This is a genomic window from Aquiflexum gelatinilyticum (assembly GCF_024813435.1).
Lineage (GTDB): Bacteria > Bacteroidota > Bacteroidia > Cytophagales > Cyclobacteriaceae > Cognataquiflexum > Cognataquiflexum gelatinilyticum.
The window spans coordinates 67,064-79,035 of the sequence record NZ_JANAEZ010000010.1 but is presented as its reverse complement, the minus strand read 5'-3'; the positions used below and the strand labels follow the sequence as shown (position 1 = coordinate 79,035).

Sequence of the window (11,972 nt, the reverse complement as noted above, 5' to 3'; positions counted from 1 at the left end):
CGCTTGTTCCTAAAATCAATATCCACCAATATCCAATATCAATTAATATCAATTAATATCAATTCCTCCTCAACATGATTTCCCTATATTTTCCATAAAGCACCGGTACTATAAACAACGATATCAGCGCCACCGCCATCCCTCCAAATGCCGGAATGGCCATCGGGATCATGATATCGGATCCCCGACCGGAGCTGGTCAATACCGGCAACAAGGCCAATAAAGTCGTTGCCGTAGTCATCAGACATGGCCTTACTCTTTTCAGGCCGGCCTCCAATACTGCCTTTCGGATTTCTGGAACAGTTGTCGGATTGACTTTGTCAAAACTCTGCGTCAGGTAGGTGCCCATTACTACACCGTCATCTGTTGCAATCCCAAACAGGGCAATAAAACCAACCCAAACTGCCACACTTAGATTGACCGTCCGCATCTGAAACAACTCACGCATATTGGTACCGAGGAAACTGAAGTCAAAAAACCAGTCCTGCCCGTATAGCCACAGCATCATAAATCCTCCGGAAAAAGCCATTGCAATAGCGGTAAAGACCATCATGGTGAGTACCGTGGACTTGAATTGGAAATAAAGGATCAGGAATATCACCGCCAAACACAGCGGGATGACCAAGGCAAGGCGCTTTTCGGCCCGGATCTGATTTTCATAACTGCCGGAAAAAACATACGATACCCCGGCAGGAACCACAAGTTCACCGGTTCTTACTTTTTCATCCAGCAGGTTTTTGGCACTTTCTACCACATTGACTTCTGCATACCCATCCCTTTTGTCAAACATCACATAGCCTACCAAAAAGGTGTTTTCACCCCTGATCATCATCGGCCCCGGACGATAAGTGATTTCTGCAATTTGACCTAATGGAATCTGAGCTCCAGTGGGGCTGTTGACCAGGATTTTCTTCAAGGCCTCAGGGTCATCCCGATACTCCCTTGCATACCTGGCACGGATGGCATAACGCTCCCGGCCTTCGACAGTGGTGCTTAAAGTCATGCCGCCAATCGCCACTTCTATAAACTCCTGCACATCTGCGACATTCAGTCCATATCTCCCCAAAGCCACCCGGTCCAGATCCACTTCCAGGTAGGGCTTGCCCAATGACCTGTCAGCAAATACCGCTTCTGCTTTGACTGATGGAACTTCCTGTAGCAAGTCTTCAAGTTGTAAACTGAAATTCTCAATCGTCTCCAAGTCCGGTCCATATACTTTCATGCCCATCGGCGCACGCATTCCCGTCTGCAACATCACCAACCTTGTTTCAATCGGTTGGAGTTTTGGCGCAGAAGTAACGCCGGGGATACCGGAGGTCCTGAGCTGGATTTCATCCCAAATATCATCCGGAGATTTGATCTGATCCCGCCACTGACGGAAGTATTGGCCACTTTTCTCATCCAGGATCAGGTGCTTTTGGATTTCTTTGACAATGGATTTGGTTTTATTTTCGTCTAAATAATTGAAATCTTCATCCCAGATAGTCCCCGAGACGCGATCATACCAATGGTCTTTGCCATCGATATTCAATTGGAAAAAACCATCCTTATCGGTTTTGAATCTTAATTTTTGGGCATCTTGATCCTGGAGGTATTCGGTTTTGTAATTGATGATATTCTCATACATGGACATCGGTGCAGGGTCAAGCGGACTTTCGGCCCTCCCTGCTTTGCCGACAACCATCTCCACTTCAGAAATCGCCTGAACCAACATATCCAATTGCTTTACGATCTGCATGTTGGCCTCCACCCCGGAATGTGGCATGGACGTTGGCATGAGCAAAAATGATCCTTCATTCAAAGCCGGCATAAATTCCTTCCCCATCCCCGGAAAAGTATGCGTCATCCCCGACCAAAGTGACGATGTCCTGATATTCCATCCGATTTTATCAAAAGCCACAGCAGAAAATTCAAAAATCTTCCCAAATCCCAGCCAGATATTGGCCCCAAGGAAAATAATGAAGGCAGGTATCACAAGAAATGTCTTCGTGTTTTCTTGGCACCATTTCAAAATAGGTGCATAAAAACGGATGAAAAGTGAAAACCCGCCAAGGTTCAGCCCAATCACCAACCCGATGAAAATAAAATTGACAAAAACGGATTGACTCAGCCCCAAAGGCCGCCACATTTCAGCCAACAAAACGGAAACTGCCACCACGGCAATGGCCATCGAAGCCCATTCTTTGTATTTTCCGTGCTGTGTTTTTTCAGGAAAATAGGAATGAACCAGATTGTTGATGGCAAAGGCAATCAATACCAATCCTGCCCAGGCAAAGAAAAAGAGCAAGACGAAGCCCAACAGAAGCAAGGCGAAATTGAGTATATTTTTGTATGACTTAGATTTGACATTGGTGCCAAAAACCCAATGGGCAAAAGCCGGCATAAATACCAAAGTAAAAATCAAAGCCGCTATCAACGCAAAAGTTTTGGTATAGGCTAATGGGCCAAAAAGCTTTCCTTCAGCTGCCTGCAAGGTAAATACCGGCAAAAAGCTCACAATGGTAGTCATCACCGCGGTGACTATCGCCGAGGCCACTTCCGTAGTCGCTTCGTAAATGACCTGAAGTTTGGTTTTTTGACCGCCGGATTCTTCTATGTGTCTGAGAATATTTTCATTCAGAATAATCCCGAGATCAACCATGGTCCCTATCGCGATGGCGATTCCTGAAAGCGCCACGATATTGGCATCCACCCCAAAATACTTCATCATGATAAAGCACATCAGCACCGCCAAAGGCAACAAAGCGGAAATCAGAAGCGAAGCTCTCAGGTTGAAAACCATCACCATGATTACAATGATCGTGATGAGTATCTGGAGTATAATGGCTTCATTGAGTGTGTTGAGTGTCTCTTTGATCAGCCCTGAGCGGTCATAAAACGGTACAATGGTGACTTTGGAAACTGTCCCATCGGCCAAGGTTTTGCTTGGCAGTCCCGGAGTCATTTCTTCAATTTTGGATTTGACAGCATCGATCACCTGAAGCGGATTGTCCCCATATCTTGCCACGACTACACCCCCTACTGCTTCAGCGCCACCTTTATCCAAGATCGCCCTTTCTGCCCTACTCGCCGGACCGATGTTAACTTTGGCAATGTCCTTGATCCTAAGGGGAACATTGTTACTTACTTTCACTACCGCCAATTCGATGTCTTCCAAGGATTTGACATATCCCAAACCACGGACGATGTACTCCACTTGGTTGATTTCCATGGTATTGGCACCGATATCTAGATTGGATTGCTTGATAGCATTCATCACTTCCATCATGGTGACATTGTGGGCTTTCAAAGCCACCGGATCCAGGTCAACCTGATATTCTTTGACATGTCCGCCGATGGTGGCCACCTCTGCCACACCTGCAGTCCCGGCAAGTCCATACTTCACATAAAAATCCTGAATACTTCTCAATTCATTCAAATCCCAACCTCCTACAGGATTCCCTTTTTCATCCCTACCTTCCAAAGTGTAAAAATACACCTGACCCAAACCTGTGGCATCCGGCCCCAACTTGGGCCGCACACTTTCAGGCAATAATCCTGAAGGCAGGGAGTTGAGCTTCTCTAATATCCTTGAACGGCTCCAATAGAATTCGATGTCTTCTTCAAAAATGATGTAGATAGAAGAAAACCCAAACATGGAAGTGCTTCGGATAGTCTTCACACCCGGCATTCCCAAGAGAGAAGTCGTCAAAGGATAAGTAATCTGATCCTCCACATCCTGAGGTGACCGCCCCATCCATTCGGTAAAAACGATCTGTTGGTTTTCTCCGATATCAGGTATCGCATCCACAGGAACGGGGTCATTGGGAAGGAAACCGGTATTCCAGTTGAACGGCGCAACGACAATTCCCCAAAGGACTACAAGTACCAAAAGGATCACCGTTACCAATTTGTTTTCAAGAAAGAATTTTATTGTTTTATTAAGCATAGTTTCTAAAACTAACTTCCATTTATATAATCTGCTTTATTTCAGTAGATTAAGATATAAATAGATATTTGATATTGGTAGATATTAAGCTCCTACAATTGAACCTTGATTTGGAAATTAAAGAAAAATGATTGGTGAAATGCAATTAGGCCAGGCCAGACTTTTATCTTACAATTTTTGTAAGCTAAATGGAAGCAAAATAGAAATGCAGTTCACTATGTCCCATTCTGGGATTCATTTCTCTTAAGAGAGAAAAAATCATATCAGGAATACCTGACAAAAAATATAAATTGGAGTATGCTGTAATATTGGTGGTGAGGAATCAGAAAAAGCTGTTTTCTCAGAAATGCCAATTACTCTTTCGGGCAATTCAAATTGAAAAGTGGGTAAAACAAAATCAAACCCAAGAGGCTGAAAATATATGATTTCTGTTAGCTGTTGATCTGAATTGGGTAACTCAAGGTTTGAGACATCATCACAGCATCCCGGCATTGATTCCTCTGATTCACAACAGGTTTTGGATTCCCCATAAAGATTGATCAACTGAAAATCATCTCCACAAAAATGCATGGAATAACTCAACCCTGCGTTGAAAAACACATAGAAAACAGGGAGCGCTATTTTGATAAATTGCTTCACAAGAGAGATTTATGATTCAAAGGTAATCAGGTTTTGCGTTTTAAAGTTATAAAATTTTTGAAAGGTTTAATAAACGGAAAGGTGTAAACAGCTTTTATTGGCTCTATGATAGAAAATCAAAATTTAACCAATCCCATTTGGCTTATTGTACTAAGCAATTCATAGTCCTGAAAATCATACCCAATCAAAATTCTCTTTCATAATTCTGGTTTTCTCTGCCTTGATATAATCAAGATATGACTCAGCAACGGGGGAGAATTTTTTATTTTTGAGATATATCAGGTTCCAGGTCGTCACGATTGGAAGGCCTTCTACCTCAATGATTTTAAGGTCACCGTTTTTGAGTTCGTTCTTAATCCCGATAAGTGGCATGATTGAGCAACCCAAACCGGCGATTACTGCTTGCTTCACAGCTTCATTTGAGGTAAGCTCCAGTTTTTTGGTAACGGGGATGTTGTTATTTCTCAGATAACGCTCCATCGTCAGCCGTGTTCCCGATCCTACTTCTCTGTATATCAATGTAATGTGTTCAAAAATCTGCTTACCGGAAACAGAACCGGGAATCTCAAAGTCCCTTCCAGCCACCAAAAGCAGTTTGTTTTCCATCAATTCTACAGTTTCAATTTGCAAAGCTTCAGGCAAAATGGAAACAAGAGCAAAATCTATTTCATTTTCATCCAAACTGTTGACCACCATGGCTTTGTTGGTGACATCAAGTTTGAGTTCAATTCCGGGATTTTTTCGAATAAAATCACCGAGAAAGTAAGGCATGACATATTTCCCAGTCGACACCACCGAGATTTTCAATCTCCCAGTAAGTTGGCCTTTAAAGGCCATGGTCTTGTAATTAATGGCATATACCTGATCAACTATCCGCTCAGCTGCGATGGCTATTTCCTTACCAAAATCTGTCACATAAAGTTTCCTCCCAACTACTTCTGTCAAAGGAATTTCAAATTGGTCTTGAAAATTTTTCAGCTGTATCGATACCGCCGGCTGCGTAAGATGTAGTTCCTCAGCAGCTTTTGTGATGCTTTCAGTCTGAGAAACCTTAAGAAAAACCTGTAATTGGTGGAGCGTATAATGCATAAATATATTTAATGTATTTTATTATAAATATAAATAATAATATATGATATATACTCAAGATTTTTGTGAAAGGTTTCAATTATTTAAAAAAGAAAAATGTCGAAAAAACTCTTCTTGCTTTGCCCCTTGATCCATGGAGAGGTTTATTTGCGAAATCGGTTTGGAAATGAATCATTTTTCATGACAGCATTGGGTTCTGTTTTTGACTTCCACAATATGGCTTATGTTGATTCTCTGATCCACCTACTTCTTCAAGAGGATATCACAGAAATCTTTCATGTCCATGACATAAACTCACCCCTACTTAGGTCAATTGTGAATGAGGAAGTTACCTATAATTCAATTTCACATCAATTTTTGTCAGAATTGTACAAAGAAAATTATTGTGACGTCATACAGGAACCAAATAAAGTCGCTTCACTTGCACTGATTCACATGAAGCATCAAGTCAATCTCTTTTTACGACACCCGAGGTTATCTGCCATTATCATTGAAAATAAAATTTCAATCCAAGGTCTACTTTCCCAAATTGACAAAAGAAAATCAATTCAATTTGACATCCAAATGGACTTTCAGCAACTATGAACTTTCAATTATTGATTGACAATTTTACAAATCCCGCTTTGTTGTTTTTTGTTTTGGGTATCATTGCCGTCAAGGTCAAAAGTGATTTAGAAATACCTCAAAACTCCTCCAAATTCATATCACTATATTTATTGTTTGCCATAGGATTTAAAGGCGGACAGGAACTGGCCCATTCTGAATTCAATTTGGGAATAATTTGGGCTGTGTTTTTTGGGATAACAGCAGCGAGTCTGATCCCTCTGTATACTTTCTTTATCCTGAAAAGGAAACTGAGTATCGAAAACTCCGGTGCAATTGCAGCAGCTTACGGTTCTGTTTCGGCAGTGACTTTTGTAACAGCGGTTTCGTTTCTTGAGATCCAGCAGCAGGCCTTCAGTGGTCACATGGTTGCTATCATGGCTTTGATGGAGGCTCCTGCGATCATTATAGGCGTACTTTTGGTAAAATCCTTCGGTGAAACCAATGCCACGAAAATGAGAAAAGTTGTCAGCCATTCCTTTACCAACGGTTCTGTTTTACTCATTTTGGGAAGTCTTGTGATCGGATTTTTGGCAAGCGAAAAAGAAGCTGAAGGTATCAAACCTTTCACAACAGATATCTTTAAAGGATTCTTGGCAATATTTCTTTTGGATATGGGAATTACAAGCGGCAAAAAACTGAAAGACTTTTTTGAATCGGGAAAATTCACAGCAGCTTTTGCTGTTTTGGTCCCTCTTTTTAATGGTTGCATGGTAGCTTTTCTGAGTGGATTCATCACTTCCAATGTAGGCGACAGGTTTATGTTTGCCATTTTGGCTGCCTCAGCCTCCTATATTGCAGTCCCTGCAGCCATGAAAATCGCTGTTCCAAAAGCCAATCCGGGAATTTTTCTCCCAATGGCCTTGGCTGTAACTTTCCCATTTAATATAACTATAGGATTTCCTTTATATTATATGGTGGCGAGCATGTAAAATAAAAAAATGAAATAGATGTTTGGGTATTTCTTAGTTTTCGATATATTCGCCCATCACCCAAAGTTTATCTATCTCATGAGAAAGTCAATCAAATACAGTAGCGTATTGGCACTATGCCTTTTTTTCAGTTTCAAAAGTATTGCTCAGGTTGAATTTGATATTCAGGAAGCGGCAAAAGCTTACTATTCTGCCAAAATGTGTGACGATTACCAGACTTTGCTGAACTTCACTTATCCCGATGTGGTAGAAAAAGCAGGTGGTCCGGAGAATGTCATCAAGGCTCTTGAGTTGATTCATGACACACAACGGAAAAAAGGATTTGTTTTGCAGGAATTCAAAAGCAAGCCCCACATCCAATTAACCGAAACCGGTGAAGAGACCCATGCCATCGTGCCGGTAACGACGGTTTCGAAAGTTCCAGGTGGTAAAGTCATTACGGAAAGTCATATCATTGTAGTGGGAGCAGAAAAAAATACCCGATGGTATATTATAGAGACTACTTCACTTGATGACGGGAATGTCAACAAAGTTTTAGCAAGTTGGGACAATTCGATGTTGCTGCCTTTCAAAAAAGCACCAGTTTTCAGAGAAGACAAATAGACTTAAAATACAAAAGGACATCCTGATTTGGATGTCCTTTTCTTTTACAAATTCCTGATTTTCCATTTTGCTTTCAGATAGCCCCAAATTACTTTGGGGCTCATGCTTTTTTTCCTCTTGAGGCTTCCATCATATCCCAAAGCTCCTGGGGGATGGCGTCTAAGTTATTGAATTCTCCTGCACCCATCAGCCATTCGCCACCATCTATGGTGATTACTTCCCCGTTGACATAGGAAGAGAAATCCGAAACCAAGTAAGCAGCGATGTTTGCCAACTCCTGATGGTCCCCTACTCTTCCAACAGGGACTTTTTTTGCTGGATCAAATTTCTTTACCAAGTCTCCGGGAAGCAGTCTGCTCCATGCCCCTTCAGTAGGAAAAGGCCCCGGTGCAATGGCATTTGACCTGATTTTATATTTTGCCCACTCTACAGCAAGTGACCTTGTCATCGCCAAAACACCGGCTTTTGCGGCAGCACTTGGGACCACATATCCCGATCCTGTCCAAGCATAGGTAGTTACTATGTTCAAAAATGTTCCCGGCTGTTTTTCTTTGATCCAATATTTTCCTGCAGTCAAGGTTACGTTGGATGTCCCCTTTAGCACTATATCCAATACTGTATTGAAAGCATTGCTCGAAAGTCTTTCCGTTGGACTGATGAAATTGCCCGCAGCATTGTTGAGCACGACATCCACTCTTCCAAAATGGGCAACAGCGTCAGCCCACATTTTTTCGACCTGATCGATTTCTCTCACATCGCAGGCAAGAGGCAGGACTTTTCCGCTGGTAGCTGCTTCCATTTCTTTGGCGGTATTTTGGAGAACATCCAATTTTCTGCTTGTAATAATTAGGTTGGCTCCAAGTTTCAAAAAATAAAGGCCCATAGACTTTCCAAGACCTGTACCACCTCCGGTGACAAGAATGGTTTTTCCCTTTAAAGCACCATCTCTAAGCATTCCATCTGTATATGACATATTATTTTGGGATTAATTACCGTTGAAGATAGGGAATAGAACCTCTAAAAAAAAGAGCTGCACCGATCTTCCATTTATCATTTTATAAACAAAACAAAGGGATTAGCTTTGTCTAAAGAAAATTATTCAATGAAGAAATCTGTCTTTTTTTTATTGCTTTTGGTTTTAGGTTCCTGTTTTGGGGATATTGAAAAGGACATCAGCACGGATTTACAGTTTGAAGGAAATGAAATTTTCAATATTTCATTTTCCCTTGAAGAATCCCTTTTTTTTCCTTTTCAGACCATCGACTATTTCCGTTTTGCTGAAAGTCTTGCAATACCCGGCTGTCCTGATGTCAGCATTGATGAAAATTTAAAAAAAGTAACCTTGGATTTTTCCGTAAAGAAAGAATGTGTCAACAATCTTTATGTTCCAAGATTGGGGAAAATCCATCTTCAATATATTTCCAATTCTATTTTGGAATCAGTAGTGAGGTTGGAATATGAAAACTATTCAGTTCGCGGAATAAAAATCGAAGGCTACAGGGAATTTAAGCGTGCAAACATTTTACTTAATCCCAACCGAAGGGCTGAATCATTTCAGAATTTATTAATCATAAATAGGAATAACTCTTCCTCAAAAATAGATGGCAATTATACCCATCAATTGATCATAACAAACGGTTTGTTGACAGAATTTTCAAGCAGCGGTGCGATTGAGGGAAGAAATATTGCAGGAAGACCCATCAAAATGAATCAAACTGTAGCCAAGAATTATATAATCAATTGTATAAACAGCGGCCTTATATTACCAAGACAGGGATCGGAAAATTGGCAGATTTTTAGAAATGAAACCAAGGCTACAAACCATAGATTGGTTTACAGTTTAGTTAATCAATGTAATTCAAATGCCACCATCACCTTGGAAGATGGCCGCTTAATGGTGTTTAAATTGACTGAGTAAGCAGGATTTATGAATTTGATTGAAAATAAAAATAAAAAAAAAGCCTTCAGGATCTCTCCTGAAGGCTTTTTCTTAAAATAAATTCAGAATCTTAATACCTGTAATATTCTGGTTTGAAAGGACCTTCAGGAGTCACTCCAATATATTCAGCCTGATCTTTAGAAAGTGTGTCCAATTCAACGCCCAATTTGGATAAGTGCAAAGCTGCAACTTTTTCGTCCAGATGCTTTGGTAAAACATAGACACCCGGCTCATACTGATCTATATTCAACCAAAGCTCGAGTTGCGCAAGAGTCTGATTACTGAATGAATTTGACATCACAAAAGACGGATGACCTGTCGCACAGCCAAGATTCACCAATCTTCCTTCAGCAAGGACGATGATCTCTTTTCCTTCCACTGTGTAAAGATCCACCTGTGGTTTAATGACATCTTTGGTATGACCGTAGTTTTTATTCAACCAAGCCATATCAATCTCATTATCAAAGTGGCCGATGTTACAAACGATGGCTTTGTCTTTCATAGAAAGGAAATGTTCCTTGGTAATGATGTCTTTATTGCCAGTCGCAGTGACTACGATATCAGCCTCTTTTACAGCATCTGCCATTTTCTTCACAGCAAAACCGTCCATTGCAGCCTGCAAGGCACAGATAGGGTCGATTTCGGTAACGATTACTCTGGCTCCGGCACCCTTCAATGAAGCTGCGGAACCTTTTCCAACATCTCCGTAACCTGCCACTACAGCGACTTTTCCTGCCATCATAATGTCTGTTGCCCTTCTGATAGCATCTACCAAAGATTCTTTACATCCATATTTGTTGTCAAATTTTGATTTGGTAACAGAATCGTTCACGTTGATCGCCGGCATAGGAAGTGTGCCGTTTTTCATCCTTTCGTAAAGTCTGTGTACTCCTGTGGTGGTTTCTTCAGAAAGCCCTTTGATGCCTGCTACCAATTCAGGATAATTGTCCAAGACCATATTGGTAAGGTCACCTCCGTCATCCAAGATCATGTTCAATGGGTTTTTGTCTTCTCCGAAGAATATCGTCTGCTCAATGCACCAGTCAAATTCCTCAGCTGTCATTCCTTTCCAGGCATATACAGAAATTCCTGCTGCTGCAATCGCTGCAGCGGCATGATCCTGTGTGGAAAAAATATTGCAGGATGACCAGGTTACCTCAGCACCCAAAGCCGTCAAAGTCTCTATCAAAACAGCAGTCTGAATGGTCATGTGGAGACAGCCTGCGATTCTTGCACCTTTCAAAGGCTGTGATGGTCCATATTCTTCTCTTATTGCCATCAAACCCGGCATTTCAGCTTCCGCCAATTTTATTTCTTTTCTTCCCCACGCTGCAAGGGAAATGTCTTTCACCTTGTATTGGACAAATTTTTCTGATTTAATTTCAGACATAGTTGTATGATTTAATTAATTGAATTTCAATTTGAAAATGCAAAGTTAGGATTTTTGTACCCAAAATAAAATTTGCCTGTTACAAGAAGGCGACTTCTTTCAATCCATAAAAACAGTCTCTTCCGTCTCTTTTTTCGATATTGAGTTTGCCGTTTTCATCGATCCCTTTGATTCTTCCTTCAAAAATTTCCCCATCGTCAAACATGGCCCATTCCTCAAATCTGTATAAATGTGCCAGGTAATCGGACTTGATCTTTTTAAATTCCTTTTTTTTCAAGGTCATGTACCTTCTTTCCATATTGGCTACAAGAATCTGCAATAATTCCCACCTTTCATGATCCTGCCCTGTGAGTAACCTGAGAGACGTTACTTTGGGGATTTCAAAAACGGTTTGGTTGATATTGAGTCCAATTCCAATCACCGAATATTCAATTCCTTTTTGGTTGATAATGTTTTCAATCAGGATTCCGCCAATTTTACCATCACTCCGATGGAGGATATCATTTGGCCATTTGATTTTAATGTCATCAGGAAACTCCAAAAATAATTCGACAACAGCCAAGCTGATAATCATATTGAGGTAAAATTGTTCGGACGGAATCAGAAAATTAGGCTTCAACAAAAGCGAAAAAGTGATGTTCATTCCTGCTTGAGAAAGCCAAACGTTGCCCCTTTGGCCTCTACCCCTGGTTTGGTTGTCAGTAAATATGATGCTGCCTTCAGTTATTTCCCGCCTGCGTAGTCTTTCAAGCGCTTCATCATTAGTTGAGTGACACTCTGTCAGGTAAATGATATCTTTACCAAGAAATACCGTATTGGCAAGGATTTTATACATCTCAAATTAGCTTA

General features: G+C 41.0%; 10 protein-coding genes. 4 read left to right on the top strand and 6 right to left on the bottom strand.

The features are described from left to right. Positions 1 to 58: 58 nt before the first annotated feature. From NK987_RS18555 to NK987_RS18545, 3 genes are all read right to left on the bottom strand, one after another. Positions 59 to 3,928, bottom strand: coding sequence for an efflux RND transporter permease subunit (locus tag NK987_RS18555; RefSeq protein WP_259265078.1), 3,870 nt, complete (start codon positions 3,926 to 3,928; stop codon positions 59 to 61). Positions 3,929 to 4,186: 258 nt separating this feature from the next. Next, positions 4,187 to 4,567, bottom strand: a complete 381-nt coding sequence (locus tag NK987_RS18550; RefSeq protein ID WP_259265077.1) for an HYC_CC_PP family protein — start codon at positions 4,565 to 4,567, stop codon at positions 4,187 to 4,189. A gap of 174 nt (positions 4,568 to 4,741) precedes the next feature. Beyond that, positions 4,742 to 5,656, bottom strand: a complete 915-nt coding sequence (locus NK987_RS18545; RefSeq protein ID WP_259265076.1) for a LysR family transcriptional regulator — start codon at positions 5,654 to 5,656, stop codon at positions 4,742 to 4,744. Positions 5,657 to 5,752: 96 nt separating this feature from the next. Between NK987_RS18545 and NK987_RS18540 the strand changes: the two genes are divergently transcribed. From NK987_RS18540 to NK987_RS18530, 3 genes are all read left to right on the top strand, one after another. Next, entirely contained in the window at positions 5,753 to 6,241 is a 489-nt protein-coding gene (locus NK987_RS18540; RefSeq protein ID WP_259265075.1) for a hypothetical protein, read from the top strand. After that, positions 6,238 to 7,191: a sodium-dependent bicarbonate transport family permease gene (locus NK987_RS18535; protein ID WP_259265074.1), complete on the top strand. Its 954-nt coding sequence runs from the start codon at positions 6,238 to 6,240 to the stop codon at positions 7,189 to 7,191. Before NK987_RS18540 ends, NK987_RS18535 begins: the two co-directional genes overlap by 4 nt. 78 nt (positions 7,192 to 7,269) lie before the next feature. Continuing rightward, positions 7,270 to 7,794 (top strand): hypothetical protein, encoded by a 525-nt coding sequence (locus NK987_RS18530; protein WP_258425093.1) that lies wholly within the window; start codon positions 7,270 to 7,272, stop codon positions 7,792 to 7,794. 100 nt (positions 7,795 to 7,894) lie between these two features. Here NK987_RS18530 and NK987_RS18525 read toward each other — a convergent pair whose 3' ends face one another. Further along, positions 7,895 to 8,767 carry an SDR family oxidoreductase gene (locus tag NK987_RS18525; protein WP_258425092.1) on the bottom strand — a complete coding sequence of 291 codons (873 nt, stop codon included), beginning with the start codon at positions 8,765 to 8,767 and terminating at the stop codon, positions 7,895 to 7,897. A gap of 129 nt (positions 8,768 to 8,896) precedes the next feature. On the opposite strand from NK987_RS18525, the gene NK987_RS18520 reads away from it, so the two are divergent. After that, complete coding sequence (locus NK987_RS18520; RefSeq protein WP_259265073.1) at positions 8,897 to 9,712, top strand: hypothetical protein; 816 nt, start codon at positions 8,897 to 8,899, stop codon at positions 9,710 to 9,712. Positions 9,713 to 9,803: 91 nt separating this feature from the next. On the opposite strand, the gene ahcY is transcribed toward NK987_RS18520, so the two are convergent. Next, positions 9,804 to 11,123: an adenosylhomocysteinase gene (gene ahcY, locus NK987_RS18515; protein WP_259265072.1), complete on the bottom strand. Its 1,320-nt coding sequence runs from the start codon at positions 11,121 to 11,123 to the stop codon at positions 9,804 to 9,806. 79 nt (positions 11,124 to 11,202) lie between these two features. Continuing rightward, positions 11,203 to 11,958, bottom strand: coding sequence for a biotin--[acetyl-CoA-carboxylase] ligase (locus NK987_RS18510; RefSeq protein ID WP_259265071.1), 756 nt, complete (start codon positions 11,956 to 11,958; stop codon positions 11,203 to 11,205). Positions 11,959 to 11,972: the final 14 nt, after the last annotated feature.

What these genes read in the sequence shown, in the direction of transcription:
- NK987_RS18540 (WP_259265075.1), top strand. Translation starts at nt 5,753, where the DNA reads ATGTCGAAAAAACTCTTCTTGCTTTGCCCCTTGATCCATGGAGAGGTT.
- NK987_RS18525 (WP_258425092.1), bottom strand. Translation starts at nt 8,767, where the DNA reads ATGTCATATACAGATGGAATGCTTAGAGATGGTGCTTTAAAGGGAAAA.
- NK987_RS18555 (WP_259265078.1), bottom strand. Translation starts at nt 3,928, where the DNA reads ATGCTTAATAAAACAATAAAATTCTTTCTTGAAAACAAATTGGTAACG.
- NK987_RS18510 (WP_259265071.1), bottom strand. Translation starts at nt 11,958, where the DNA reads ATGTATAAAATCCTTGCCAATACGGTATTTCTTGGTAAAGATATCATT.
- NK987_RS18545 (WP_259265076.1), bottom strand. Translation starts at nt 5,656, where the DNA reads ATGCATTATACGCTCCACCAATTACAGGTTTTTCTTAAGGTTTCTCAG.
- NK987_RS18530 (WP_258425093.1), top strand. Translation starts at nt 7,270, where the DNA reads ATGAGAAAGTCAATCAAATACAGTAGCGTATTGGCACTATGCCTTTTT.
- NK987_RS18535 (WP_259265074.1), top strand. Translation starts at nt 6,238, where the DNA reads ATGAACTTTCAATTATTGATTGACAATTTTACAAATCCCGCTTTGTTG.
- ahcY (WP_259265072.1), bottom strand. Translation starts at nt 11,123, where the DNA reads ATGTCTGAAATTAAATCAGAAAAATTTGTCCAATACAAGGTGAAAGAC.
- NK987_RS18520 (WP_259265073.1), top strand. Translation starts at nt 8,897, where the DNA reads ATGAAGAAATCTGTCTTTTTTTTATTGCTTTTGGTTTTAGGTTCCTGT.